Genomic DNA, 25558 nt, shown 5'->3' with positions numbered 1-25558 from the left:
CTAGCGCACCTGGTCGGTCAGGCCGATCAGGCGCGTCACCAGCCAGCGTTGGTCCGCCGGGGTGACCGTGACCCACGGGCCGGTACCCGGTTGGGTGGTGATGGCGTAGCGGCCGGCCTCCGTGTCGAACCACGTCAGCACGGGGGACCGGCCGCCCGGCCCGTTGGCCGCGAGCTGCCCCGAGCCGACGATCGGCGACGCGGCGATGGTCCACAGCGCCCGCGAGGCGCGCCCGGACACACCCGCCTGCGAGAGCCTCCACTCGAACGCGTTGTGCCCCGACGAGTTGTACGCGGTCAGTGCCTCGACGAACGCCTCCTTCGGGAGCCGCACCTCGCTGCCGGGGCCGGGTGGGACGTCGCCCAGCACGTCCGCGACGACGCCCGCCAGCGACGACGCCGCGATCGGCCGCAGCGCCAGCTCCTCGCGGTCGAGCACGGCCAGCACGGCGCGGCGGCCACGCGCCGCCGCCAGCACGCGCAGCGGGATCCCGCCCAGCACCAGCGCGTCCAGTGACAGCACTGGCCTGCTCATCAGGACCAGCAAATCCTCCAGCGCCGCGTCGGCTTCCTGGCCGTCGTGCAGGCCCGCGGCGCGCAGGCTCTCGAAGACCTGCGCACCCAGGTCGTCACGTTCGTCCTGGGTGCGCCCGTGCGAACGCACGTCCAGCGGGTACGGCAGCGGACCGAGGCCCAGGTCCTCCCACAGCAGGTCCAGTTCGAGGTGCGACAGCACGACCCCGTCGACGTGCGGCATGCGCCGCGCCACCCGTCAGCTCACCCCGCCGTCATTCGCCGATCACCGGCGGGCACGCCGGCGGCAGGTCGTCGAGCAGGTCGAGACCGGACTCGCTGCCGTAGCGGTTCTGGTGGTCGCGGTCGTCCTCCCGCCGGCCGGTACTCGCGCCCGGGTACATCCCCGCGCCCGTGCCACCGCCACTCGCCGTCGGCAGCGACCCGCTGAACGAACCACCGCCCGCTTGCGTGCCCGCGCCCGAGAGGCCACCGCGGGAAAGCGCTTCCTGACCAGCGCCGAAAGCGCTTCCCTGGCCGCCCGCGAGCCCGCTCGAACCGTTGCCCGCCATGAGGTCGCGGATGCTGGACGGCCTCGTCACGTCCAGGTTCGACGAGCCCGCCGAACCGCCGGACGGCAGCGAGCCGGTGGGCACGGACGCGCGCTGGAAGAGGTTGTCGACGCCCCGGCTGCCCCGGTTCGACGGGTCCTTCGAGCCGGTGCCCGGCGTGGACGGGGCGTCCTGCGACGGGGGCACCACGGTGGACGGGGCGGTGGCGAACGACGGCAGCGTGTCGTGGACGCCCTTGCTCGTCGCCTCGTAGCGCTCCATCACCCGGACGGCCTCGGCCTTGGCGCGGTCGGCCTCGGCCTTCGTCGGCTGCTGGTCGGCCAGCAGCTGCTCGGCCAGGATCGCCGCGCCCGGGCCCTCGGCCCGCACGTCGTAGCCGTCGAGGAAGCGCTGGACGGCGGTGTAGTGCACCGGGTCCGGCATCGCGTTGCGGGCGTCGACGATCGCGTTCGTGTAGGTCGCGAGGCCGCTGCCGATGCCGCGCATGATCCGGCCCGCGTCGCCGGCCCACGCGGTGAGGTTCGAGGCCGAGCCCGCTGCGCCGGCCGCCGAGCCGCCGCGCCAGGACTCCATCAGCTGCTGGACCGTCCGCTGCACCCGCGCCGTCGCGGCGTCGGCGCGATCGGCCAGCGCCGACCACTGCTGCACGGTCTCGCTCATCGCGGCGGGGTCGGAGGTGTGGACCATGTCGTAGAGCTGCTGGTGGTCGTAGGCGTTCCAGTTGATCTTGCCGAAGCGGTCGTCGGCGCGGTTGCGCACGCGGGCCTCGTGGCGGCGCCGGATGCGTCGGCGCTGCCGCGCGGTGGGCTCGTGCGAGTCGGAGTAGTACTCGTGGCGGCGCCGGTGTTCGGGGGCGGTCATGCTGTTCAGCGCTCCCCGTTGCCGGTGTGCAGCGAACGCAGCTGGTCGGCGACGTCGGACTCGTGCTGCCCGTGGTCGGCGCCCGCCTGGCGGATGGCCGAGCGCAGGGCGTCGAGCTCGGCGAGGTAGCCGCGCAGGGCGCCCTGGACGCCGCCGTCGGTGGAACCGCGCAGACCGAACGCCTTGCGCAGGTGGCTCGCGACCGGGCCGCCGCCGTCGCGCAGCGGGGTCTCCAGCTGGACGGACTCGGCGAGCAGCGTGGCCAGCTCGTCGCGGCAGCGGCCGAGCTCGGCGTCGGCGGCCGCGATCCCGGCCGGGTCGAGCTCGAAGCGCCCGCCGTCGGCGACGATCTGCCCCGGCGTGTTGCCGACCGCCGCGACTTCGCGCACGTGCCCGTACTGCTGCTCGGGGTGCCGCTGCGCCTGGCGCACGAGCCGGCGGGCGTCACCGGTGTCGCTCAGCCGGTAGGCGTCGTCCACTGTGTCTTCCCCTCGGTAGGAGTCGGCTCCACCGGTTAAGACGCGGATTTCACCCGAAGCGTTCCACCTCCGCGCGACGTGATCCCGCCCCGGGACGTCCCGCCCGTGCCGGGATGTCGCTGGTCCCGGTGCTGTCCCGTCCCAGCCTGCTCCCACTCGATTGTGGCGCCCGGGTCGCGTTGCCATGGTCGGTCCGGATCTCGCAGCCGAGCCGAAGGAGTGACAGCATGATGCGCCGGATCTGGGCCGGTCTTGCCGCGGGCGCGGTGGTCGCCACGGTGGGGGTGCCCGCCCACGAGCAGGCCGTGCGGCCGTTGGCGTTCAGCCCGCCGCCCCTGTTGCACGCCCATTCGCACAACGACTACGCGGACACCGGGCACGAGTTGACGCAAGCGCTGGACGAGCGGTTCAACAGCGTGGAGGCGGACGTCTGGCTCAAGGACGGAAACGTTCTCGTCGGGCACGACGAGAACGACCTCAACCCCTCGCGGACCCTGCAGAACCTCTACCTCGACAAGCTGGCCGAACGCGTGCGGGACAACGACGGCCGCGTCTACCCCTCCGGCGACGAGCCGTTCGACCTGGTGATCGAGCTCAAGGGCGAGGTGGGCACCAACGACGTCCCCACCTCGTGCACCGACGAGGCCCAGATGCCCTACGAGAACGGCCGCCTCTACCAGCGCGTGCACGACATGCTCGACAACCAGTACGCGGGCATGCTTTCGGCCTACGACAACGGAGTGGTCACCGAAGGCGCGGTGAAAGTGGTGTTCAGCGGGCACACGCCACGCGAGTGCGTCACGGCCCACCCCGTCCGCCACGAGTTCTTCGACGGCGGGAGCGGCGACTACGGCACGTACTCGGCCGAGGAGAACCCGATCACGACCGCCGAATGGTCCTCCGTCACCGACCTGCCCGGCTTCGTCCGCGACGCCCACGAACACGGCCGCCAGGTGCGCCTCTACGACACCCCGCAGGACGACGACACCTGGTACTCCGAGCTGGAGGCCGGGGTCGACTTCCTCAACACCGACCTCGTCGACCACCCCACCGCACTGGCCGACTTCCTCGACGGGACCGACCAGTACTTCGGCTGGGTGGCGACGCCGGGCGCCGCGGTCAGCGCGGAGTCGGGCACCGGGCTGACCCCCGCGTCCCTCTCGGGCACGCTGTTCGACACCGAGGTGGACGGGATCTGCGCGCACGTCGCGGTCACGTTCTTCCGGCTGGACGGCACGGCGGAGCCCACCTCCCGCCACTACCTCTGCGGCGCCTACACAAGCCTCGACTGGTCGGCGGAAGGAACTCGGCCGAACGACGACTACGCCCGGGTCGAAGTGGATGTGTTCCGCGACAACGGTCCCGTGGTGAGCAGGGACTTTCCCACCTGAGCTGGTGGCGGCCGTGCCATCCTCAGTCCAGCAGACCCCGCTTGTACGCCACCGCCACGGCGGACGCTCTGTCGCGCACCCCGAGTTTCGTGTAGATGTGCAGCAGGTGCGTCTTGATCGTCGTTTCGCTGATGAGGAGGCGGCGGGCCGCCACCTGGTTCGTCGCGCCCTCCGCGACCAGGCGCAGCACCTCCAGTTCCCGCGGGCTCAGTGACTCCGCGGCGCCCGCGCCGACCAGGCCGATCAGCGTGCTCGCCACCGACGGCGCCAGTACGGACTGGCCCGCGTGCGCCGCCCGGACCGCGCGGACCAGTTCGTCCCTCGGGGCGTCCTTGAGGAGGTAGCCCGTCGCGCCCGCGTCGATCGCCGGGAGCACGTCGCGGTCCGTGTCGTAGGTGGTCAGCACCAGGACGCGCGCCGGGTGACCCAGCTCCCGCAACCGCGCGATCGCTTCGACCCCGCCCGTTCCCGGCATCCGCAGGTCCATCAGGATCACGTCCACCTCGGTCCGCCGCGCCAGCCGCACCGCCTCCGCGCCGTCGCCCGCTTCGCCGACCACCACGAAATCCGCGTCACCGGAAAACAGGCTGCGCAGACCGTCGCGGACGATCGGGTGGTCGTCGACGATCAACAGCCGGATCGGGCTCATCGCAGCGGAACCGAAGCGTTGAGCGTGGTGCCGTAGCCCGCGCTGGATTCCACCGTCAACGTTCCCCCTACTTTCGCCAGCCGGTGACGCATTCCCGGCAGGCCGTACCCGTCGGTTTCCGCTGCCGCGTCGAAACCCGTTCCGTCGTCGTGGACGTCGAGCAACACGGCGTCGTCGAGACAGGTCAGGGTCAGATTCACCTGACGTGCACCGGAATGCTTCGCCGCATTCGCCAACGCCTCCTGTGCGACCCGGAAAAGAATGGTTTCGACCTCGTCGGGGACCCGGCATCGTGCGCCCGTTTCCTGGAATTCCGCAGAAATTCCGGAACTGGCCGACCATTCGCGCGCCAATTCACCGAGCGCCGCCGGCAAACCGGCCTGTTCGAGCTGCCCCGGGCGCAGGGCGCGCACCGACCGGCGTGCCTCGGCGAGGTTCGCGCGGGCAAGCGACTGGGCCAGCTCCAGGTGCCGGGACAGCTGCCCGGGATCGTGCCGGACGTGTTCCGCCGCCGCGAGCTGCGCGATGATCCCGGTCAGGCCCTGGGCGAGCGTGTCGTGGATCTCGCCGGCGAGGCGTTGTCGTTCCTCGATCACGCCCGCGTGCCGCGCCTGCGTGAGCAACTGCTCGTGCAGCCGGGCGTTCTCGGCGATCATCCGGCCGCGCTCCTCGTTCTGCGCCAGCGCGTGGTTGGTGATGCTGGCCGAGTTCAGGACCAGCGCCAGCATGACGCCGGCGACGATCAGGTACGTGAGCCCGTGCCCGTCGAGGCGAACCGGATAACCGCCGGCCAGCGAAGCGGACACGATCAGTGCTGTGACCGCGAAAGCCGCGAGCCGCCAGCGGCGGCCGAGCGGATACGCGAACAGGAAACCCGAGTACGCGAAGATCCCGAAGCAGAGGTTGGTTCCGACGAGCACCGCCGCCAGCGGGGTGTGCACGGCGTACGCGGCCAGGCGGCGCGGGAGCGGCGTGCCGGCGGGCAGGCGCGCGCTCACGAACGCCGACCAGAGGGCGGCCGCGACCACGAGGCTCGCTTCGAGCAGCAACCGGGACCGGGCGGCCCCCGGTATCGCGAAGGACGCCGCGGTGGACACGGCCAGCAGCGGCAGTGGCACGAGCCGCCGCAGGCGGTCGAGCCGGACCTGCAGCGGATCCGCGACCTCATTCACCGTTCGATGATGTCACCGTGACCGTCCGCCGTCCGTTGACCACGACCGCGTAGGCGATCATGACCAGCCCGCACAGCCCCTGTTCCAGCCGCATCCACAGCGGGAAGAGCCCCGGCAGCGCGACGATCACCGCGATGGCGACGGGGACGACGATCGAGATGATCCGCAGCCGTCGGAACGCGCCGCGGGAGCCGCGGGCCGCGCGGTTCGTGAGGAGGACCAGCACGACGGCCGTGACCAGCACGATGACGGCGCGGGTCCAGACGGCGTCGTTGACCTCCGCCGGGTCGTTCCGCAGGAGGACGATGACGACGAGCGCGAGCACGCCGAGGGCCAGGTAGGTGACGGCGAGCCAGTGCAGGATGCGGAAAGTTCTTGTCACGTAGTGAGTATTCGGGGAGCGGTGGCGTCGGCGGATCGGCCGGGGAGGCGTCGTCCGGTGCCGGATCGGGTGACGGCGGCATCCACCGATCGGAGGATGTCAGCGGCGCCACCAGCGGGTGCGCGGGGCTTCCGGCGGCGGTGGCTTCGGCACCGTCGGCCGGTCTTCCCGCCACTGCCGGACCACGTCGTCGGCATCCATGGGACCCACGGGAACCGCCGGTCCGGAGGGCGCCCGCAGCCAGTCGGCGATGCGGCGGTTCAGCTGGGCGACCGCGTCGCGCACCTGGCGTTCGGTGGGCAGCGGGCGGACGGACTCGCGCAGCCCGTCGATCTCCTTGCGCAGCCGGAGCGGCTCGGGGAGCAGGACGTCCGCGGAGAGCCCCTCGTCGGCGAGTTTCTGCTTGATCCACCAGTTCTCGTCGCGGCGGGCGTGCAGGTTCGGCAGCGGTTTCCCCGCGCCGGGCAGGTTGTCGAAGGCGCCCCGCTCCTGCGCCTGCCGGATCTGCCGCTCGACCCACGTCTCCGCACTCATCCCCGGCGGCTTGCGTTCGGTCATGCTTCGAGTGTGCCCGTGACGCGGCGGCTGTGGACCGCTACTTCCGGGTAGTGTCGGCGCCATGGGTGTTGCCTCGGATGAGCGTCAGGCGTTGAGCGCGTTCCTCGAAGAAGTCGGGCCGGATGCGCCGACGCTGTGCGAGGGGTGGCGGACGCGGGATCTCGCCGCGCACCTCGTGTTGCGCGAGCACCGTCCGGACGCGGCGGTGGGCATCCTCGTGTCCCCGTTCGCGTCCTACACGCGCAAGGTGCAGGACCAGTACGCGGCCCAGCCGTGGAGCGAGTTGATCGCGCGGCTGCGGTCCGGGCCCGCGAAGTTCTGGCCCACCCGCCTGCCCGGCGTGGACGAGGCGGCCAACGCCGGCGAGTTCCTCGTGCACCACGAGGACGCGCGGCGTGGGCAGCCCGGCTGGGAGCCGCGCCCCGCGGACCCGGTGCGGGACGCGCGGGCCTGGAGTTCGGCGCGGGCGGTGGGGAAGCTGAGCCTGCGCAAGTCACCGGTCGGGGTGACGTTGCGGACTCCCGACGGTCAGCAGGCCGCGGTGAAGTCCGGTCCGGACACCGTGACGGTCGTCGGCGGGCCGGTGGAGCTGCTGCTGTTCGTGTTCGGCCGGGACGCGGTGCGCCTGGAGTTCGAGGGTGACCCGGCGGCGGTCGACCGGCTGAAGGCACTCAAGCGGGGGCTCTGACCGACGTTTGTGCCGTTCGGGCCGGGGGTAGGTCGGGGGCATGGCTACGACTTCCTCCGTACCCGGCATCGATCTCGGCAACGGCGTCGCGATCCCGCAGTTCGGGTTCGGCGTGTTCCAGATCCCGCCCGGCGAGACCGCGGACGCCGTGCGCGTCGCGCTCGACGCCGGTTACCGGCACATCGACACGGCGCAGATGTACCGCAACGAGGAGGGCGTCGGCGAGGGCATTCGGCAGTCGGGGCTGTCCCGCGAGGACGTCTTCGTCACCACGAAGCTCGCCAACGACGCGCACGGCCACGACAACGCGATCACCGCGTTGGAGGGCAGCCTGCGCCGTCTCGGCACCGACTACGTGGACCTGTACCTCATCCACTGGCCGCTGCCGAAGCGCAACCGGTACGTCGAGACGTGGCAGGCGTTCGAGGAGATCCTCAAGGCGGGCAAGGCACGCGCCATCGGGGTGTCGAACTTCCAGCCCGCGCACCTGGACGAGCTGGCGGCGAACAGCGGCACCACGCCCGCGGTGAACCAGATCGAGCTGCACCCGTACCTGCAGCAGGCGGAGCTGCGCGAGTACCACCGTCGGCACGGCATCGCGACCGAGGCGTGGAGCCCGATCGCCCAGGGCGAGGTGCTCGGGGACGACGTGATCGCGGGAATCGCCGACCGGCACGGCAAGTCGCCCGCGCAGGTGGTGCTGCGCTGGCACATCCAGCTGGGCAACATCGTGTTCCCGAAGTCGTCGACGCCCGAGCGCGTGCGCGAGAACATCGACATCTTCGACTTCGAGCTGTCCGAAGAGGACGTTCGCGCGCTCGGCGAGCTGGACCGCAACCAGCGCACCGGCTTCGACCCGGACACGTTCAACGGCTGATCACCGGCGCAGCCCGGCCAGCTGTCTTCGGGTAGTGCGCGACGCGGTAGACCGTGAAGACGGCGGTGCTGCAGTCCACGTGCGCGGCGAGCACGTGGACGGCCCGTTTCGCCGGGGGCCGGGCTGCCGGTGAACCATCCCGTGGTCACGGCGTCCTTCGGTACTTCGAGCTCACCGGAAGAGGTCAGCCCAAGGTCGACGATCTGTCCCGTGTGGACGCCGATCGCGGGCACCTCCAGCGTGACCGGGCGAGCGGTGCTCGCCGGTGCCTGTGCCGAGGTTTCCGCCACCGGCGGAGGCGGTGCCGCGGGAGTGGCCTCGGTGCCGCAGGACACGAGGGCGGTGCCGATGGCCAGGAAACCCAGCCATCGGCGCCAGCGGGAGGCGGGCATCAGCGGGTGCGCCGCCGCAGGAGCAGCACGGCACCGGCCGCGGTGGCGGCACCGGCCACCGCGGCGCCGCCGATCGCGAGGCCGGTGTTGTCGGGCTCGTCGCCACCACCGGTGTCCACCCCACCGGACGGCTTCACCTTCACCTGCGGGGCGCTCCACCGGGAAAGAGGGGCGACTGGGGTCTCCGAGAACCGCGAAATGCCGGTGGTCAGATGGCGGTTTTTGCCTGGCCCGGAAACCGAAACCGCACACCCCCAGCGCCGATCGCGAGTCCCGGGTCGTCGGGCTATCGCCACCGCTGGACGGCGGGGCTTTCACCTGCGGGCCGCTTTGCTCGTGCTGCTGGGGGCGGACTTCTCCAGCCACCGCGGTCCCGCATCACTTCCCGAAGCCTGCGGTCAGCCCCGCCACCAGTTGCCGCCTGCCCAGGATGTACAGCGCCAGTACCGGCAGGGTCGACAGGACGACCGCCGCGAGGACTGCCGGGATGTTCACCTGGAACTGACCCTGGAAAGCCCACAACGCCATCGGCAGCACGCGCTGGTCGGAGCTCTGCGTGAGGATCAGCGGGAACAGGAAGCCGTTCCACACGTTGAGGCCGTCGTACACCGCGACGGTCACCACCGCCGGTTTGACCAGCGGCAGCACCAGGCTCACCAGCATCCGCCAGTGCCCGGCGCCGTCCACGCGCATCGACTCGAACAGCTCGTTCGGCACGTCTCGCAGAAAGTTCGCGAGTATCACCACCGACAGCGGGATCGCGAACGCCACCGACGGCAGGATGATCGCGAGCAGCGTGTCGTACAGGTGCGCCCGCGTGATCAGCCAGTAGATCGGGATGATCGTGGCCTGCAACGGAATCGCCAAACCGAGCAGGAAAGCCTTGTACGTCAACCCCGAAAACCGCGTGCGGCCGCGGACCACGTAGTACGCCGCCATCAGCGAGACCGCCACCGTGATCGCCACCGTGCCGAGGGTGACCACCGCGCTGTTCAGAAAATATCGCAGGAAGTCGTTGCGCAGCACCAACGCATAATTGTCGAGCGTCGGGTTCGACGGGAACGACAGCGGGTTCGCGTCGAAGAACCCGCGCTGGTTGCGCAGGCTCGTCACCACCACGTAGTACACCGGCACGAGCACGACGACCAACCACACGAACCCGGCGACACCACCGGGCACGTTGGGACGGGTGCGGGCCATCAGGCTCCCTCCAGCTGCGAACCGCGCTGGAACCCGGCCAGCCGGGCCAGCCCGAGCGACAACGCGAGGCCCGCCACCACCAGCAGCACGGCCAGCGTGCTCGCGCGGCCCATGTCGTTGTTCGAGAAACCGTTGAGGTACATGTCGAGCGGCAGGAAGCGGGTCGCGTTGCCCGGCCCGCCGCCGGTGAGCACGAACACGAGGTCGAAGTACGTCAGCGAACCGACGAGCATCAGCGTCGACGACGTCAGGATCGTGTAGCGCAGCTGCGGCAGCGTGATGGAGAAGAACTGCCGCACGCGCCCGGCGCCGTCGATCTCCGCGGCCTCGTACAGCTGTCGCGGGATCTGCCGCACGCCGGCCTGGTACAGCAGGGTGTGGAACGGCACGAACTGCCAGGCGATCACGAAGATCACCACGTACAGCGCCAGCGTCGGGTCGCCGAGCCAGTCCTGCGACAGCGCGCCGATCCCGAACGCCCTGCTCATCCCGAAGTTCGGGTCCAGCAGCGCCTTGAACGCGATCGCGATCGCCGCCGCGGACAGCAGCAGCGGCAGGAAGTACAGCACGCCCAGCACCGCGCGGTACCGGCCGCGCCCGGCGACGAGCACGCCGAGCAGCAGCGACACCGGCGTCTGGAACAGCCAGCTGGCCACCATCACCTGCACCGACAGCCAGATCGCGTGGTACGTCGCCTGGTCACCCAGCGCCCGTGCCCAGTTGCCCAGCCCGTTCCACGAGATGTCGCCGATGCCGTCCCAGTTCATCAGGCTCAGTACCACCACGCCGGCGAGCGGCAGCAGCGCGAACACCGCGAACAACACGAGCGCGGGCACGGCCATGAGCACCGGCGGCCCGGTGCGCGAGGTGCGCGCACCGGGCGCGGGCGCCTCCCGGCTCCCGGCACCGGTGGTGCCGGGAGCGATCGTCGGAGCGTCCATCACTTGCCGATCGTGGCGTTCATGTTGGCGGAGAACTGTTCCGGCGTGAGCTGCCTGAGGAACAGCTGGCCGAGGTTGTTGAGCAGCGTGTCGGCCTGGCCGGGGGAAAGTGCCTGGTCCCAGGAGAGCTGGAAGTTCGGCGCCTTGCTCGCCAGACCGTACACATAGGACAGATACTGCGGGTCCTGCGTCGTGGCGAGCTTGCTCTCGATGCCGTTGACCGGCGGTACCGAACCGCTGGCCAGCAGGCTGTCCACGTAGCTGTCGTTCATCACACCGGTACGTAAGTAGTCGATCGCCGCCTGCTTCTGCTGGTCGGTGGCGGTGGCGGAGACCGACCAGAAGTTGGCCGGGTTGCCGACGATGTCCTCCGGCGCGCCCTTGCCACCGGAGACGGTGGGGAAGGTGACCCAGCCGAGCTTGCCGCTGGAGATGAAGTCCGGATCGGCCTGCTTGATCGACGGGAACGCCCACGAGCCCATCAGGTACATCGCGGCCTTGCCGGTGTACAGCAGTGCGCTGTCGGCGTTGGAGTCGGTGGCGATCGAGTTGAAGCCCTTGACGAACCCGTCGGCGCTGACGAGCTGCTGGATCATCGAGTTGGCCTGGATCACCGCGGGGTCCGACCACGCGTTCGGCTTGTTCGCGGCGATCGCGTCGAACACCCCGGGCCCGCCGAGGCGGTCGACGAGGTACTCCTCCCACATCAGCAGCGGCCACTTGCTCTGGCCGCCGAGGGCGAACGGTGCGATGCCGGCCTGGTTGAACCGCGGCACGAGGGCCATCAGGTCGTCCCACGTCTTCGGCGGCTGCGCGCCGATCCGGTTGAACAGGTCCTTGTTGTAGAACACCATGACCGGCTGCATGCCGTTGTTGGGCACGCCGTAGGTCTTGCCGTCGATCACGCCGGTCTGGGCGACCGTGGGGAGGTAGCGGCTGGTCAGCGTCGGGTCCTTCTGCACCTCGGGCGTCAGGTCCATGACCTTCCCGGCGTCCACCCAGGACTTGAGCATGCCGCCGTTGCCCCAGCTGAACAGCAGGGTCGGCGCCTGCCCGGCCCCGACCGCGGAGCGGATCTTCTGCTTGTAGGCGTCGTTCCCGAAGAACTGGCCGTCGATCTTCGCCTGCTGGAAGGACGTGCGCATGGTCTGTTCGTCACCGCCGGTCAGCGCCCATGCCGTGGCGCCCCCGGCCGCACCCGACGGGCCGCTGCTGCCGCACGCGGCCGTGAAGGAGAGGAGTGCGGCCAGCCCGGCCGCCATCAGCGCCGTGCGGCGCTTGCCCAGTGTCATCGTCGTGCCTTCCCCATCGAAGGTTCCGAAAACTTTCGGAAACACTATGGTGTGGCAGGGAAGATAGGCTGCGGCCACGGCTCCGTCAAGGTCTGGTAGGACAGAGATACCCGAGCTACAGTGAGCCGAAATTTTTCCGATAGGAGGTTGGGGTGTCGGCTGGTTCCAGCAAGCGGGCGACGCTGGCCATGGTGGCCGACGCCGCCGGGGTGTCGTTGCCGACGGCCTCGAAGGTGCTCAACGGGCGCGGTGACGTCTCCGACGCGACCCGCGCCAAGGTCGAGGAGGCGTTGCGCCAGTTCGGTTACGTGCCGCAGACCGGCAGGCGCCTGCCCGTGCCCACGCGGGTCGTGGACCTCGTGTTCGACGACCTGCGCAGCCCCTACGCGCTCGAAATCCTGCGTGGCATCACCGAAGCGGGCGCCGAAACCGGCGTCGACGTCGTGGTGGGCCGCGTGCCGGCGCCCGACGGCAGCGGCCCGCTCACCCCCGAGGACAGCTGGGCGCAGCGGCTCAAGAGCAGCGGGCGCGAAGGGCTCATCGTGGTCACGTCCGTGCTCAGCCTCGCGCAGGTGGAAGGCTTCGCCAAGGCCGGGCTGCCGCTCGTGGTGATCGACCCGCTGAACATGCCGCGCGTCGAGGTCACCAGCGTCGGCGCGACCAACTGGTCCGGCGGCATGGCCGCGGCCGAGCACCTGCTGAGCCTCGGCCACCGCCGGATCGCCTTCGCCGGCGGAACGCAGACCGCGTCGTGCAACCAGGCGCGGTTGCACGGCTACCGCGCCGCGCTGGAGAGCGCCGGGGTCGGCACCGACCCGGATCTGGTGCTGCACGGCGACTTCCAGTACGACGCGGGCCTGGAGATGGGCACCCGGCTGCTGTCGCTCGCCGAGCCGCCGACCGCGGTGTTCGCCGCGAGCGACGCCACCGCCCTCGGCGTGCTGGAGGCGGCCCGCCGCCGCGGCCTGCGCGTGCCCGAGGACCTGAGCGTCGTCGGTTTCGACGACACCGTGCTGGCCGAACTGGCCACTCCGGGCCTGACCACCGTCCGTCAGCCGCTGCAGGACATGGGCCGCGTCGCGCTGCGCACGCTGCTGCGGCTGATCGCGGGCGAAACCCTGGACTCCCACCACGTCGAGCTGGCGACCAACCTCGTCGTCCGCGGCTCGACGGCCCCCCTCGCCGACCAAGGAGCACGATGACCCGCTGGCAGGATCCGTCGCTTTCCCCCGACGAGCGCGCCGAGGCGCTCCGGGCCGAGATGACGCTCGAGGAGAAGGTGGCACAGCTGGGCAGCGCGTGGCCGGGCAACGACCAGCTCAACGGGAACGTCGCGCCGATGCAGGACGTGTTCGCGCGCGGCGGGGTGCCGTTCGAGCAGGTCCGCGCCGACGGCATCGGGCACCTGACGCGCGTGTTCGGCACCGCGCCGGTGAGCGTGGCCGAAGGTGTCGCGCGAATCGTGGCGCTGCAACGGGAAATCGTCGAGGAGACGCGGCTCGGCGTGCCCGCGATCGTGCACGAGGAGTGCCTCACCGGCTTCACCACGCTCGGCGCCACGGTCTACCCGGCGGCGCTCGCGTGGGCGGCGACCTTCGACCCGGAGCTGGTCGAGCGCATGTCCACCGCGATCGCCGAGGACATGCGCGCCGTCGGGGTGCACCAGGGGCTTTCGCCGGTGCTGGACGTCGTGCGCGACTACCGGTGGGGCCGCGTCGAGGAGACGCTGGGGGAGGACCCGTACCTGGTCGGCACGCTCGGCGCCGCGTACGTGCGCGGGCTGGAGAAGACGGGGATCGTCGCCACGCTCAAGCACTTCGCGGGGTACTCGGCTTCGCGGGCCGCCCGCAACCACGCTCCGGTGTCGATCGGGCCGCGGGAGCTGCGTGACGTGATCCTGCCGCCGTTCGAGATGTCCATTCGGGACGGTGGCGCGCGTTCGGTGATGAACGCCTACGTCGACCTGGACGGCGTGCCCGTCGGCGCCCACCGCGGGCTGCTGACCGGGATCCTGCGTGACGAGTGGGGTTTCGACGGCGTCGTGGTGTCCGACTACTGGGCGATCGCGTTCCTGAAGAGCATGCACCGCGTGGCCGACACCGTCGGGAGCGCGGGTGCGTTGGCACTCGCCGCGGGGATCGACGTCGAACTGCCGGACACGCTGTGTTACGGCAAGGAACTGATCGAGCTGGTGCGTTCCGGCGAGGTGCCCGAGGACCTCGTCGACCGCGCGGTGCACCGGTTGCTGCGGCAGAAGGCCCAGCTGGGGCTGCTGGACCCGGACTGGACGCCGGCCGCGGAGCCGGTCGACCTGGACTCGCCGCGCAACCGCGCGCTGGCGCGGGAGATCGCGGAGAAGTCCGTGGTGCTGCTGGCGAACGACGGCGTGCTGCCGCTGTCGGCGCGGCGCATCGCCGTGGTGGGCCCGTGTGCCGACGACCCGCTGGCGTTCCTGGGCTGCTACTCCTACCCCAACCACGTGCTCCAGCGGTTTCCGGAGTTCGGCATCGGCGTCGAGGTACCGTCCTTTGTGGACTCACTGCGGCAGGAGCTCCCGGACGCGGAGATCTCGCTGCACCAGGGCTGCCCGATCCGCGAGGAGGACCGGTCCGGGTTCGCCGCCGCGGTGGAGGCAGCGGCTGCTGCCGACGTGTGCGTCGCCGTCGTGGGCGACCGCGCGGGCCTGTTCGGCGAGGGCACGTCCGGCGAGGGCTGCGACGCCGAGGACCTGAGCCTGCCCGGCGTGCAGGACGAACTGGTGGCAGCGCTGCTGGCGACCGGGAAGCCGGTTGTGGTGGTGGTCGTGTCCGGGCGTCCGTACGCGTTGGGGCGCCACGCTTCCGCGGCCGCGCTGGTGCAGGCGTTCATGCCCGGCGAGGAGGGTGGCTCGGCGCTCGCGGGTGTGCTGTCCGGCCGGGTCAACCCGTCCGGGCGCCTGCCGGTGCAGGTGCCGTGCGTGGCCGGCGGCGCGCCCGGCACGTACCTGCACCCGCCGCTCGGCGGCAACAGCGAGGGCATCAGCAACCTGGACCCCACGCCGCTGTTCCCGTTCGGGCACGGCATCTCCTACACGGCTTACGAGTACTCGGACCTTTCGCTGAGCACCGCGGAGATTCCCGCCGACGGCGCACTGTCCATTTCGGTCAGTGTCCGCAACGCGGGTGAGCGCGCGGGGGAGGAGACGGTGCAGCTGTACCTGCACGACGTGCAGGCGCAGGTGACCCGCCCGGTGCTGGCGCTGGCCGGGTTCGCCCGTGTGCCGCTCGCCGCGGGCGAGCAGCGGCGGGTGACGTTCGAGCTGCACGCCGACCGCACCAGCTTCACCGGGCTGGACCTGCGGCGGATCGTCGAACCCGGCACGGTGGAGGTGTTCGTCGGGCGCTCCGCCGCCGACCTGCCGTGCGCGGGCTCGTTCGAGATCACCGGCCGCGTGCGCGAGGTGGGGCCGTACCCCGTGCTGACCACCCCGGTGGAGCTCAGCTGAGCAGCCGGGCCAGCTCGCCGGTGAGCTGCCGCAGCTCGTCCTCGGTGTTGTAGTAGTGCACCGACGCGCGGACGAGGTCCGGTAGCCCGCGATCGGTGAAGTCGTACTGCGCCGAGGTGCGCTGGGTGACGGAGGTGTTGATGCCCGCCTTCCCGAGGCGCTCCTTGATCTCCAGCGCGGGCAGGCGCGGCGTGGAGAACGTGACGAGGCCACACTTGCGCGCCCCCTGGTCGTGCACCGTCACGCTGTCGAGCTCGCTCAGTTGCTCGCGCAATGACGCGGCGAGCGCGGTGACGCGCTCCTCGATCGCGGGCAGCCCCACGGCGAGCGCGTAGTCCACGGCCGCGCCGAGCCCGAGGGTCAACCCGAAGTTGCGCTCCCACACCTCGAACCGCTTCGCCGACGGCTGGATCTCGTACTCGTCCGGCGCGGTCCACGTGGCCGAGTGCAGGTCGAGCGTCGCGGGCTCCAATCGCTCCCGCAGCCGCGGGGACACGTACAGGAACCCCGTGCCGCGCGGACCGCGCAGGTACTTGCGGCCGGTGCCGCTCAGCGCGTCGCAGCGCAGCCGGCGCACGTCGAGGTCCAGCTGCCCGGCCGACTGGCACGCGTCGAGCAGGAACGGCACGCCCGCCTCCGCCGCGGCCTCGCCGATCTCCTCGGCCGGGTTGACCAGCCCGCCCTGCGTCGGCACGTGGTTCATCGAGATCAGCTTCACCCGGGAGTCGAGCCTGCGGCGCAGGTCGGCGACGTCGACCTGGCCGGTCTCGTCGTCGGCCACCACCTCGACGACCGCACCGGTGCGTCGCGCGACCTGCAGGTACGAGATCACGTTGCTGGCGTACTCCGACCGGCTGGTCAGGATGCGGTCGCCGGGCTCGAAGCGCAGCGCGTAGAAGACGGCCTGCCACGAGCGGGTCGCGTTGTCGGTGAGCGCGATGTCGTCGGCTTCCGCGCCCAGCAGCCGGGCCACCGACGCGTAGACGCCCTGCACGCGGTCCTGCGCCGCGGCCGCGGTCTCGTAACCGCCGCGGCGGGCCTCCTCGCGCAGGTACTCGATGACGGTCTGGACCACCGGCTCGGGCGGCAGGGCCGCCCCGGCGTTGTTGAGGTGGACCACCTCGGCGCAGCCGGGGGTCTCGGCCCGGTACCGGAGCACGTCTTCGTTCCGCATGATCGCCCACCCTACCCGCGCCCGCTAGCGGACAGCTCGTCCGATTTGTGCACCGACCAAAGTAGGTATTCGCCGCCGGATTCTTGCCGGGTCGCCGGGAAGCTGGTTAGGAATTCTTTTCAGGAGCTCCTCCCCGCTCCCCTTCCCCAAAAGGAGAACTGAAAATGAGTCGGACTCCCCACCGGCTTCTCGCCATCGCCGCCGGCGCCGCGGCCGCGCTCGGCGTCGTCGCCTCCCCCGCCGTGGCCTCGGTGAACTCCGCCGACCACCTGATCTCCCACCAGCAGAACGCGTCCTACTCGTCGAACTGGTCCGGGTACGCGAAAACGGGCAGCGGCTTCACCTCGGCGACCGCCACCTGGAACGTCCCTTCCGTTTCCGCGTCGAGCTCGGCCACCTATTCCTCGGCGTGGGTCGGTATCGACGGCGACGGCAACTCGGACCTCATCCAGACGGGCACCGAATCCGATTACGTCAATGGCCGCGCGGAATATTCCGCATGGTGGGAAATCCTGCCGGACTACTCGGTGACGATTTCCAGCGTGCCGGTCAAGGCGGGTGACTCCATCACCGCCTCGGTGGCGAAGTCGAGCGGCAGCTCGTGGGTCATCTCGCTCAAGGACAACACCACCGGCAAGAGCTGGTCGTCGACGAAGACCTACAGCGGTCCCGGCCAGTCGGCCGAGTACGTCGTGGAGGCCCCGACCGTCGGCGGCTCGCAGTCGTCGGTGGCGCACTTCTCGCCGGTCACCTTCAGCGGCCTGACGGTCAACGGCGGCAACCCGGGCCTGGTCAGCTCGCAGAAGATCATCCTGCGCCAGAACGGCGTGAACTACGCCACCCCGTCCGACCCGAACTCCTCGGGCAACGGGTTCACCGACTCCTACACCGGCTGAGCGTCCCCGCTCACGGCGTGCCGCACCCCACCGGGTGCGGCACGCCTTCACCGAACTGTCGGTGCCGCGAGCTAGGCTGACCACCTCAGGGACGCAGTACCGCTATGGGGAGGTTTTCGCCGGTGTCGAACGATTCCTTCGTTCACCTGCACGTGCACACCGAGTACTCGATGCTCGACGGTGCGGCGAAGATCGCCCCGCTGTTCGCGGAGGCCAAACGCCTCGGGATGCCCGCCGTCGGCATGACCGACCACGGCAACATGTACGGGGCCGACCAGTTCTACCAGGAGGCCAGGAAGGCCGAGCTGAAACCGATCATCGGCATCGAGGCGTACATCGCCCCGGAGTCGCGGTTCACGAAGAAGCCGGTGTTCTGGGGGCAGGCGTCGCAGCGGGGCTCGGACGAGTTCGGTGAGGGCGGCGACGTCTCCGGTGGCGGCGCGTACACGCACATGACCATGCTGGCGCGCAACTCCACCGGCCTGCGCAACCTGTTCAAGCTCTCGTCGCTGGCCAGTATCCAGGGCTACTACCGCAAGCCCCGGATGGACCGCGAGCTGATCGCGGAGAACGCCGAGGGCATCATCGCCACCACCGGCTGCCCGTCCGGTGAGGTGCAGACCCGGCTGCGGCTGGGGCAGAAGCAGGAGGCCATCCAGGCCGCGTCGGACTACCGGGACATCTTCGGGGCGGACAACTTCTTCCTGGAGCTGATGGACCACGGGCTGCCCATCGAGCGGTCGGTGCGCGAGGGCCTGCTGGAGATCGGCAGGCTGCTCGACCTCAAGCCGCTGGCCACCAACGACTCGCACTACGTCACCAAGGACCAGGCGGACTCGCACTCGGCGCTGCTGTGCGTGCAGTCGGGCAAGACCCTCAACGACCCGAACCGGTTCAAGTTCGACGGCGACGGTTACTTCCTGAAGTCGGCGCAGGAGATGCGCGAGTACTGGGACTCCGAGGTCCCCGGCGCCGCCGACACCACGCTGTTGATCGCCGAGCGCGTCGAGTCGTACGAGGACGTGTACACCCACAAGGACCGGATGCCGGTGTTCCCGGTGCCGGAGGGGTACGACGAGTCCTCCTGGCTGCGCGAGGAGGTCGAGCGCGGCCTGAAGTGGCGGTTCCCGGAGGGCGCGCCGGAGGGCTACCGCGAGCGCATCGAGATGGAGCTCGACGTCATCATCGGGAAGGGCTTCCCGGCCTACTTCCTCGTCGTCGCCGACCTCATCAACCACGCCCGCCAGGTGGGTATCCGCGTGGGCCCGGGCCGTGGGTCCGCCGCCGGTTCGCTGGTCGCGTACGTGCTCGGTATCACCAACCTGGACCCGATCCCGCAGAAGCTGCTGTTCGAGCGGTTCCTCAACCCCGAGCGCGTGTCGATGCCCGACATCGACATCGACTTCGACGACCGCCGCCGCGGCGAGATGATCCGCTACGCCACCGAGAAGTACGGCGCGGACAAGGTCGCCCAGGTCATCACCTTCGGCACCATCAAGACGAAGGCGGCGATCAAGGACTCGGCGCGCGTGCACTTCGGCCAGCCGGGCTACGCGATCGCCGACAAGATCTCCAAGGCGCTGCCGCCGCCGATCATGGCGAAGGACATCCCGCTGTCGGGCATCGTCGACCCGCAGCACGAGCGCTACGGCGAGGCGGCGGAGGTCCGCACCCTGATCGAGACCGACGAAGAGGTCTCGACGATCTTCAACACCGCCCGCGGCCTGGAGGGCCTGATCCGCAACGCGGGCGTGCACGCCTGCGCGGTCATCATGTCCAGCGAGCCGCTGATGGACGCGATCCCGCTGTGGATGCGCGATGACGGGTCGATCATCACGGGCTGGGACTACCCGTCCTGTGAGGCCATCGGCCTGTTGAAGATGGACTTCCTGGGCCTGCGGAACCTGACGGTCATCGGCGACGCGATCGACAACATCAAGGCCAACCGCGGGATCGACATCGACCTCGACACGCTCGGCGTCGACGACCCGGAGACGTACAAGCTGCTCTCCCGCGGTGACACGCTGGGCGTGTTCCAGCTGGACGGCGGGCCGATGCGTGACCTGCTGCGCCGCATGCAGCCGACGGTCTTCGACGACATCGTGGCGGTCGGCGCGCTGTACCGCCCCGGCCCGATGGGCATGAACGCCCACAACGACTACGCCGACCGGAAGAACAACCGGCAGCAGGTCAAGCCGATCCACCCGGAGCTGGAAGAACCCCTGAAGGAGATCCTGGCCGACACCTACGGCCTGATCGTCTACCAGGAACAGATCATGCACATCGGCCAGAAGGTGGCCGGGTACTCCATGGGGCGCGCGGACGTGCTGCGCCGCGCCATGGGCAAGAAGAAGAAGGAGGTCCTCGACAAGGAGTTCGAGGGCTTCCACAGCGGGATGAAGGAGAACGGGTTCTCCGACGAGGCCATCAAGGCCCTGTGGGACACCATCCTCCCGTTCGCCGGGTACGCGTTCAACAAGAGCCACGCGGCCGCGTACGGCCTGGTCTCGTACTGGACGGCGTACCTCAAGGCGAACTACCCCGCGGAGTACATGGCCGCGCTGCTGACGTCGGTCGGGGACAACAAGGACAAGTCGGCGGTGTACCTGTCCGAGTGCCGCAGGCTCGGGATCAAGGTGCTGCCGCCGGACGTCAACGAGTCGGGCCCGCGCTTCGCCGCGGTCGGGGACGCGATCCGCTTCGGCATGGGCGCGGTCCGCAACGTGGGGGCCAACGTCGTCGACTCGATCATCAAGACGCGTGAGGAGAAGGGGAAGTACTCGTCCTTCACCGACTTCCTCGACAAGTCGGAGCTGGTGGCCTGCAACAAGCGGGTGCTGGAGTCGCTGATCAAGGCGGGCGCGTTCGACTCGCTCGGCAACACGCGGCTGTCGATGATCCAGGTGCACGAGGACGCGGTGGACGCGGTCGTGCCGCTCAAGCGCCAGGAGGCGATGGGCCAGTTCGACCTGTTCGGCTCGGCGGACGACTCCGACGCCGGTCCGGCCACGTCGTCGTCGCCGCTGGCGCACCTGAAGTTCGGCGAGGAGGAGTGGCCGCGCAAGCAGCTGCTGGCCTACGAGCGGGAGATGCTGGGACTGTACGTCTCGGCGCACCCGCTGGACGGGGCGGAGCGGATCCTGCGCAAGCACGCGCCCCGGCCGATCGCCGCGATCCTGGACAACCCGCCGAAGGAGGGCGAGCTCATCGTCTCCGGGTTGATCACGTCGCTGGAGCGGCGGGTCAACAAGAAGGGCGAGCCCTGGGCGATCTGCACGGTGGAGGACATGGACGCCTCGCTGGAGGTGCTGTTCTTCCCGAAGTCGTACGCCATGTTCTCGGCCGATCTGGTCGAGGACAACGCCGTGCTGGTCAAGGGCAGGGTCAACTGGCGGGAAGACAAGATGTCCGTCTTCGGCGGCGGCCTCGTACCACTGGACCTGTCAGAGGTCGGCAACGGTGACGACGAGCCCCCGCTGATGCTGCACTGCACGGCGGAGAAACTGGACAAGAGCGTGGTGGGCGAGCTGAAGCAAACGCTGCTGGCCCACCGAGGCGACACCCCGGTGCGGCTCAAGCTGATCGGCCGCCAACGCGAGACGGTCTTCGCGCTGTACGACTACCCGGTCAAGGTGAGCAGCATGCTGATGGGTGAGCTGAAGGGCATCCCAGGCATCACCGCAGGCACGTAAAACGGCGACCACGACGCCACGGGAACCGGTCGACGCAAACAAGCCCGGCACACGCCCAGGCCTCCCCCGTCCCCGATCCCCAGCCTCATTAGCGGTTGGCTCGCCGTGTCAAGGGTCGCGCAGCGATCGCGCAGCGACGCCGAAGGCGCCCTTGAGGCGGTGAGCCAACCGTTAAACGATCAGGGGAAAGGGGCGGGGGTGGCCGGGCGGAACGAGGGCGCCCAGCGCCCGGTCAAGTCCGCGCGAAGGCAACCAAAGCCCCGCACCCAAGCGCCACCTACACCCCAGCCGCCCCCGCCCCGAGGCAGCGCGGCCCACGCCGGAGGCGGGGCGGCCCCGCCCCGAAGCGGGGGTGGCCCGGCACCCCAGCCGCCCCCGCCCCGGAGGCGGCGCCCCCGCCCCGAAGGCGGCGGTGGCCCGGCGGTGCCGAAGTCGCCCCCGCCCCGAAGGCGTCGCGCCCCCGCCCCGAAGGCGGCGGCCCGGCGGCGCCGAAGTCGCCCCCGTCCCAAAGGCGGCGCGCCCCCGCCCCCGAGGCTCCCCAACCCCACGCAAGGCGCCCACGCCCCCACCCCCGAGGCGAACACGACACCCCGCCCCCACCCCACACCCTTCACCGCGCGCCACCCCGCGACCCGCGCCACCATGGACCGGTGACCGACGACCACCACCCTGATCCCCGGCGCTGGCAGGCCCTCGCGGTCACCCTCGCCGCGGGGTTCATGAGCCTCTTGGACGTCAGCATCGTCAACGTGGCCCTGCCGTCCATCCAGAAGGGCATCGGCGCGAACGCGGGCACCGCGCAGTGGGTCGTCTCCGGCTATGCGCTCACCTTCGGGCTCGTGCTGGTCTCCGGCGGCCGCCTCGGGGACGCGCTCGGGCGGCGCCGCATGTTCCTCATCGCGCTCGCCGCGTTCGTCGCGACCAGCGCGTTCGCCGGGGCCGCCCCGGACGACACGACGCTCGTCGTCGCGCGGCTGCTGCAGGGGTGCGCCGGCGGTCTGCTCACGCCGCAGAACAGCGGGCTCATCCAGGACCTGTTCCGCGGCGCCGAACGCGGCCGCGCCTTCGGCCTGTTCGGCGCCGTCGTCGGCATCTCCACCGCCGTCGGGCCGGTGCTCGGCGGGTTGATCCTCGCCTTGTTCGGCGAGCAGGACGGCTGGCGCTGGGTGTTCTACGTCAACGTCCCGATCGGCGTCGTCGCGTTCGTGCTCGCCCTGCGGCTCGTGCCGAAGCGGACGACGCGGCGCGCGCGCCTCCGCTCCGAGATCGACTACGTCGGCATCCTGTTGCTCGGCCTCACCGTCCTGGGCGTGCTGCTGCCGCTCGTCGAGTCCGAACAGGACGGTCTGCGGCGCCTGTGGTGGCTGTTCCCGATCGCCGTCGCGTTCGGTGCCCTGTTCGTGTGGTGGGAGCGTCGCACGGTCCGCCACGAGCGCGCCCCGCTGATCGACGTCCGGCTCTTCACCACGACCCCGGGTTACGCGCCCGGCGCCTCCATCGGCGCGATCTACTTCTGCGGCTTCGCCGGCATCTGGCTCGTCTTCGCCCTGTTCTTCCAGGAAGGGCTCGGCTACTCTCCGCTACAGTCCGGGCTTTCCGTCACGCCGTTCGCCCTCGGTTCGGCTGTCTCGGCCGCCGTGGCGGGACGTCTCGTGCCCCGCCTGGGCCGGAAGCTGACGGTGACCGGGCTCAGTCTCGTGACACTCGGACTGGTGACGGTGGCGTTGCTGGCCTGGCTTGGCCCGACGGCCCACGCGAGTTTCGTGTTCGCCGCCCCGCTGCTGGTCGCCGGGGTCGGCGGCGGCATGGTCATCTCCCCGAACACCACCCTCACCCTCGAATGCGTGCCGACCCGCATGGCCGGTGTCGCGGGTGGTGCACTCCAGACGGGACAACGGATCGGGACCGCGATCGGCACCGCGGTGCTCGCCGGGGTGTTCCGGGCGATGGTCGGCGGCACACACGGCGACTTCCCGGCCGCGCTCACGATCTCGATGCTGTGCGCGGCCGGCTTCACCTTCGTCGCGCTCACGCTCGGCGTCGCGGAGCTCCGCGCGCGGCGAGCACGCCGGTCGGATGAACAACTACAGCACGTGACAATGGCTGCTCCATCCGAGTGATGGTTTCCCGAATGCGGTAGCGCTACGCAGAGCGACCGGGTAAACCTGGTCAAGCCTTCACTTCGAGGGATTCGCTACGCAAAGTGGCGGCCTGGCTGGCGGTCCGGGGATGGGACCACCAGCCGGCGAGCCGTTGTCGTCCGGCTGGGACACGAACGCTCGTTCCTCACGCTGCCGTCGGCGTCCGCGGGGGACCGTTCGGCGGCGCGGGAAGGCACCTGCTCGGGTGGGTCCGCACGAGGGGGAGCCGGGCCCACCCGAGCCCAGGCCGTGGTGGGATACGGGCGTTCCCGAGCTGAGGAGGCCCGATGCCCGCCGAGCGCCGCACCCGCGCGTGGCACCGACCGATGACCGCCCGCAGCCGCGCCGAGGAGCACCGTGCCTCGACCCCGCTGGAGCTGCTGTTCGACCTGTGTTTCGTGGTCGCGGTCAGTCAGGCCGGGGTGCAGCTGCACCACTCGCTCGGCGAGCACGAGATCGCCCACGGCGTCGGCACCTACCTCGTCGTGTTCTTCGCGATCTGGTGGGGCTGGGTCAACTTCAGCTGGTTCGCGTCCGCCTTCGACACCGATGACGTGCCTTACCGGGTCGCCACGTTCGTGCAGATCGCCGGGGCGCTCGTGGTCGCGGCGGGCGTGCCCGCGGCGTGGCACGAGGACCTGAGGATCGTCGTCGCGGGATACGTCCTCATGCGCCTCGCGCTCGTCGTGCAGTGGCTGCGGGCCGCGCGCCAGGATGAGGCGTACCGGGGGACGGCGTTGCGGTACGCGGTGGGCATCACCGTCGTCCAGGTGGGCTGGATTCTGCGGCTCGTCGTTCCCGTGTCGTGGTTCGGGGCGAGCTTCGTCCTGCTCGTCGTGGCGGAGCTCCTGGTGCCGATGTGGGCGGAGCGCAGCCGCGCGACCAGCTGGCATCCGGGCCACATCGCCGAGCGGTACGGGTTGTTCACGTTGATCGTGCTCGGCGAGTCGGTGCTCGCCGCGAGCGTCGCGATGCAGGAGGCGCTGGGCAGCGGGCACGGCGTGGGCGAGCTGGCCGGGGTGGCGGTCGCGGGGCTGGTGATCGTGTGCTCGATGTGGTGGCTGTACTTCGACCGGCCGGGGGAGCGCCGCGTGCGGCAGTTCCGCCACGGTTACCTGTGGGGCTTCGGGCACTACGTGATCTTCGGCTCGGCGGCGGCGACCGGGGTCGGCCTGGAGCTGACGATCGATCACGTCACGCACGCCGGTCACCTCGGCGCGACGGGCTCGGCGCTCGCGCTGACCGTGCCGGTGGCGCTGTATTTGCTCAGTGTGTGGTTGCTGCACATCGGCCCGCGCAACGAGTGCCGCCCGATCGCGGTGGGCTTCCCGCTGGCGGCGGTGCTGGTGGTGGCGGTGTCGTTCACGCCCGTCGCGGTGTACCTGACGGCCGCCGCGGTGGCCACCCTCGTGGCGACGATGGTGGTGGCCACCCGGGAGGGCTAGCGCACGAGGGCGGGCAGCACCTCGCCGATGGGGTCGCGCAGGACCACCTCGGCCACGTCGTCGTACGGGGTCTCCTGCGCGTTGCAGATGATCACCGGGGCGCCCGCCGCCGCGGCGATGTCCACCAGGCCGGCCGCGGGGTGGACCGTGAGCGAGGTGCCGACCGCGAGCAGCAGGTCACAGGTGAGCGCGTTCAGCCGGGCCCGTTCGAGCACCGCGACGTCGAGCGCTTGGCCGAAGGAGATGGTGGCGGACTTCAGGATTCCGCCGCACACCAGGCAGGACGGGTCCGTTTCCCCGGCACGCACGCGTTCCAGGGTCTCGGGCATGTCCCGGCGGTCGCCGCACAACAGGCAGATGCTCTGCGCGAGTGTGCCGTGCAGCTCCACCACGTTCGCGGGGTCCGAGCCCGCCTTCTGGTGCAGGCCGTCGATGTTCTGCGTGAGGATCGCCATCAGCCGCCCGTCGTGTTCGAGGTCGACGAGGGCGCGGTGCCCGGTGTTGGGCTCCGGCGCGAGCCCGGCGTGTTCGAGGCGGCTCTGCCAGGCCAGCTCCCGCACCTCACGGCTGGCGGTGTACTCCGAGATGTCGGAGAGCTTCTCCGCCGCCGGGTTCTTCGTCCACACGCCCTGTGGGCCGCGGAAGTCCGGGATCCCCGACTCGGTGGAGATCCCGGCTCCCGTCAACGCCACGATCCGGCCCGCGCCACGCACGAGGGCGCGGGCCCTGTCCAGCTCGCTCATGCCTCCATGATGGAGGA

General features: G+C 70.6%; 22 protein-coding genes. 9 read left to right on the top strand and 13 right to left on the bottom strand.

What is annotated here, in order from left to right:
• Genes FHX82_RS05745 through FHX82_RS05735 form a run of 3 tightly spaced genes read right to left on the bottom strand, consistent with a single transcriptional unit; the run spans window position 1 to window position 2424 of the window.
• The gene (locus FHX82_RS05745) at window positions 1–756 is read right to left on the bottom strand and encodes an ESX secretion-associated protein EspG (protein WP_145936728.1); all 756 of its coding nucleotides are present in this window, start codon (window positions 754–756) and stop codon (window positions 1–3) included.
• A gap of 31 nt (window positions 757–787) precedes the next feature.
• Complete coding sequence (locus tag FHX82_RS05740) at window positions 788–1945, bottom strand: PPE domain-containing protein (protein WP_145936727.1); 1158 nt, start codon at window positions 1943–1945, stop codon at window positions 788–790.
• A gap of 5 nt (window positions 1946–1950) precedes the next feature.
• Complete coding sequence (locus FHX82_RS05735) at window positions 1951–2424, bottom strand: hypothetical protein (RefSeq protein WP_145936726.1); 474 nt, start codon at window positions 2422–2424, stop codon at window positions 1951–1953.
• A gap of 227 nt (window positions 2425–2651) precedes the next feature.
• Between FHX82_RS05735 and FHX82_RS05730 the strand changes: the two genes are divergently transcribed.
• Window positions 2652–3815 (top strand): PI-PLC domain-containing protein, encoded by a 1164-nt coding sequence (locus tag FHX82_RS05730; protein ID WP_145936725.1) that lies wholly within the window; start codon window positions 2652–2654, stop codon window positions 3813–3815.
• A gap of 22 nt (window positions 3816–3837) precedes the next feature.
• Here the strand turns inward: FHX82_RS05730 and FHX82_RS05725 are convergent, their stop codons facing one another.
• From FHX82_RS05725 to FHX82_RS05710, 4 genes are all read right to left on the bottom strand, one after another.
• A complete protein-coding gene (locus FHX82_RS05725) occupies window positions 3838–4464 on the bottom strand; it encodes a response regulator (protein WP_145936724.1) in 627 nt (208 codons plus the stop codon).
• Window positions 4461–5636: a sensor histidine kinase gene (locus FHX82_RS37625; RefSeq protein ID WP_145936723.1), complete on the bottom strand. Its 1176-nt coding sequence runs from the start codon at window positions 5634–5636 to the stop codon at window positions 4461–4463. The genes FHX82_RS05725 and FHX82_RS37625 overlap by 4 nt, the downstream gene beginning before the upstream one ends.
• Window positions 5629–6018: a hypothetical protein gene (locus tag FHX82_RS05715; protein WP_145936722.1), complete on the bottom strand. Its 390-nt coding sequence runs from the start codon at window positions 6016–6018 to the stop codon at window positions 5629–5631. The genes FHX82_RS37625 and FHX82_RS05715 overlap by 8 nt, the downstream gene beginning before the upstream one ends.
• A gap of 99 nt (window positions 6019–6117) precedes the next feature.
• Window positions 6118–6576, bottom strand: a complete 459-nt coding sequence (locus FHX82_RS05710) for a DnaJ family domain-containing protein (RefSeq protein WP_145936721.1) — start codon at window positions 6574–6576, stop codon at window positions 6118–6120.
• Between the two features lie 61 nt (window positions 6577–6637).
• Here FHX82_RS05710 and FHX82_RS05705 point away from each other — a divergent pair, with 61 nt between their 5' ends.
• Window positions 6638–7264 (top strand): TIGR03085 family metal-binding protein, encoded by a 627-nt coding sequence (locus FHX82_RS05705; protein WP_145936720.1) that lies wholly within the window; start codon window positions 6638–6640, stop codon window positions 7262–7264.
• A 40-nt stretch (window positions 7265–7304) separates the two neighbouring features.
• Window positions 7305–8141: an aldo/keto reductase gene (locus tag FHX82_RS05700; protein ID WP_145936719.1), complete on the top strand. Its 837-nt coding sequence runs from the start codon at window positions 7305–7307 to the stop codon at window positions 8139–8141.
• 391 nt (window positions 8142–8532) lie between these two features.
• Here the strand turns inward: FHX82_RS05700 and FHX82_RS05695 are convergent, their stop codons facing one another.
• The 4 genes from FHX82_RS05695 to FHX82_RS05680 form a co-directional block, all read right to left on the bottom strand.
• Window positions 8533–8676: a hypothetical protein gene (locus FHX82_RS05695; protein ID WP_183176489.1), complete on the bottom strand. Its 144-nt coding sequence runs from the start codon at window positions 8674–8676 to the stop codon at window positions 8533–8535.
• A 235-nt stretch (window positions 8677–8911) separates the two neighbouring features.
• Window positions 8912–9733 (bottom strand): carbohydrate ABC transporter permease, encoded by an 822-nt coding sequence (locus tag FHX82_RS05690; protein ID WP_145936718.1) that lies wholly within the window; start codon window positions 9731–9733, stop codon window positions 8912–8914.
• Window positions 9733–10674, bottom strand: coding sequence for a carbohydrate ABC transporter permease (locus FHX82_RS05685; protein ID WP_145936717.1), 942 nt, complete (start codon window positions 10672–10674; stop codon window positions 9733–9735). The genes FHX82_RS05690 and FHX82_RS05685 overlap by 1 nt, the downstream gene beginning before the upstream one ends.
• Window positions 10674–11966 (bottom strand): extracellular solute-binding protein, encoded by a 1293-nt coding sequence (locus tag FHX82_RS05680; RefSeq protein ID WP_145936716.1) that lies wholly within the window; start codon window positions 11964–11966, stop codon window positions 10674–10676. Before FHX82_RS05680 ends, FHX82_RS05685 begins: the two co-directional genes overlap by 1 nt.
• Window positions 11967–12154: 188 nt before the next feature.
• Between FHX82_RS05680 and FHX82_RS05675 the strand changes: the two genes are divergently transcribed.
• A complete protein-coding gene (locus tag FHX82_RS05675) occupies window positions 12155–13168 on the top strand; it encodes a LacI family DNA-binding transcriptional regulator (protein ID WP_183176585.1) in 1014 nt (337 codons plus the stop codon).
• Window positions 13165–15450, top strand: a complete 2286-nt coding sequence (locus FHX82_RS05670) for a beta-xylosidase/alpha-l-arabinosidase (protein ID WP_145936714.1) — start codon at window positions 13165–13167, stop codon at window positions 15448–15450. Before FHX82_RS05675 ends, FHX82_RS05670 begins: the two co-directional genes overlap by 4 nt.
• Here FHX82_RS05670 and FHX82_RS05665 read toward each other — a convergent pair.
• On the bottom strand, window positions 15443–16624 hold the full coding sequence (locus tag FHX82_RS05665) for an aminotransferase class V-fold PLP-dependent enzyme (protein ID WP_145936713.1): 1182 nt from the start codon (window positions 16622–16624) through the stop codon (window positions 15443–15445). The two genes, FHX82_RS05670 and FHX82_RS05665, sit on opposite strands and share 8 nt — an antisense overlap.
• 164 nt (window positions 16625–16788) lie before the next feature.
• Here FHX82_RS05665 and FHX82_RS05660 point away from each other — a divergent pair, with 164 nt between their 5' ends.
• The 4 genes from FHX82_RS05660 (at window position 16789) to FHX82_RS05645 (ending at window position 24798) form a co-directional block, all read left to right on the top strand.
• A complete protein-coding gene (locus FHX82_RS05660) occupies window positions 16789–17520 on the top strand; it encodes a G1 family glutamic endopeptidase (protein ID WP_145936712.1) in 732 nt (243 codons plus the stop codon).
• Window positions 17521–17642: 122 nt separating this feature from the next.
• Window positions 17643–21212, top strand: a complete 3570-nt coding sequence (gene dnaE / locus FHX82_RS05655; RefSeq protein ID WP_145936711.1) for a DNA polymerase III subunit alpha — start codon at window positions 17643–17645, stop codon at window positions 21210–21212.
• A 650-nt stretch (window positions 21213–21862) separates the two neighbouring features.
• Window positions 21863–23332 (top strand): MFS transporter, encoded by a 1470-nt coding sequence (locus tag FHX82_RS05650; protein WP_268247171.1) that lies wholly within the window; start codon window positions 21863–21865, stop codon window positions 23330–23332.
• A 308-nt stretch (window positions 23333–23640) separates the two neighbouring features.
• Window positions 23641–24798 (top strand): low temperature requirement protein A, encoded by a 1158-nt coding sequence (locus tag FHX82_RS05645; protein WP_145935559.1) that lies wholly within the window; start codon window positions 23641–23643, stop codon window positions 24796–24798.
• Here FHX82_RS05645 and FHX82_RS05640 read toward each other — a convergent pair.
• On the bottom strand, window positions 24795–25541 hold the full coding sequence (locus FHX82_RS05640; RefSeq protein ID WP_145935558.1) for an SIR2 family NAD-dependent protein deacylase: 747 nt from the start codon (window positions 25539–25541) through the stop codon (window positions 24795–24797). The genes FHX82_RS05645 and FHX82_RS05640 overlap by 4 nt on opposite strands.
• Window positions 25542–25558 lie beyond the last annotated feature (17 nt).

The sequence above is a fragment of the Amycolatopsis bartoniae genome, from assembly GCF_014191255.1.
In the GTDB taxonomy this organism is placed as follows: Bacteria; Actinomycetota; Actinomycetes; order Mycobacteriales; family Pseudonocardiaceae; genus Amycolatopsis_E; species Amycolatopsis_E bartoniae.
This window is presented reverse-complemented; position numbering and strand designations above follow the sequence as displayed.

Excerpts from the sequence above, each read along its gene's own strand:
- FHX82_RS05675 (WP_183176585.1), top strand. The coding sequence starts at position 12,155 with ATGGTGGCCGACGCCGCCGGGGTGTCGTTGCCGACGGCCTCGAAGGTG.
- FHX82_RS05640 (WP_145935558.1), bottom strand. The coding sequence starts at position 25,541 with ATGAGCGAGCTGGACAGGGCCCGCGCCCTCGTGCGTGGCGCGGGCCGG.
- FHX82_RS05680 (WP_145936716.1), bottom strand. The coding sequence starts at position 11,966 with ATGACACTGGGCAAGCGCCGCACGGCGCTGATGGCGGCCGGGCTGGCC.
- FHX82_RS05705 (WP_145936720.1), top strand. The coding sequence starts at position 6,638 with ATGGGTGTTGCCTCGGATGAGCGTCAGGCGTTGAGCGCGTTCCTCGAA.
- FHX82_RS05730 (WP_145936725.1), top strand. The coding sequence starts at position 2,652 with ATGATGCGCCGGATCTGGGCCGGTCTTGCCGCGGGCGCGGTGGTCGCC.
- FHX82_RS05645 (WP_145935559.1), top strand. The coding sequence starts at position 23,641 with ATGCCCGCCGAGCGCCGCACCCGCGCGTGGCACCGACCGATGACCGCC.
- FHX82_RS05710 (WP_145936721.1), bottom strand. The coding sequence starts at position 6,576 with ATGACCGAACGCAAGCCGCCGGGGATGAGTGCGGAGACGTGGGTCGAG.
- FHX82_RS05670 (WP_145936714.1), top strand. The coding sequence starts at position 13,165 with ATGACCCGCTGGCAGGATCCGTCGCTTTCCCCCGACGAGCGCGCCGAG.
- FHX82_RS05660 (WP_145936712.1), top strand. The coding sequence starts at position 16,789 with ATGAGTCGGACTCCCCACCGGCTTCTCGCCATCGCCGCCGGCGCCGCG.
- FHX82_RS05745 (WP_145936728.1), bottom strand. The coding sequence starts at position 756 with ATGCCGCACGTCGACGGGGTCGTGCTGTCGCACCTCGAACTGGACCTG.
- FHX82_RS05725 (WP_145936724.1), bottom strand. The coding sequence starts at position 4,464 with ATGAGCCCGATCCGGCTGTTGATCGTCGACGACCACCCGATCGTCCGC.
- FHX82_RS05685 (WP_145936717.1), bottom strand. The coding sequence starts at position 10,674 with ATGGACGCTCCGACGATCGCTCCCGGCACCACCGGTGCCGGGAGCCGG.
- FHX82_RS05665 (WP_145936713.1), bottom strand. The coding sequence starts at position 16,624 with ATGCGGAACGAAGACGTGCTCCGGTACCGGGCCGAGACCCCCGGCTGC.
- FHX82_RS05690 (WP_145936718.1), bottom strand. The coding sequence starts at position 9,733 with ATGGCCCGCACCCGTCCCAACGTGCCCGGTGGTGTCGCCGGGTTCGTG.
- FHX82_RS05740 (WP_145936727.1), bottom strand. The coding sequence starts at position 1,945 with ATGACCGCCCCCGAACACCGGCGCCGCCACGAGTACTACTCCGACTCG.
- FHX82_RS05700 (WP_145936719.1), top strand. The coding sequence starts at position 7,305 with ATGGCTACGACTTCCTCCGTACCCGGCATCGATCTCGGCAACGGCGTC.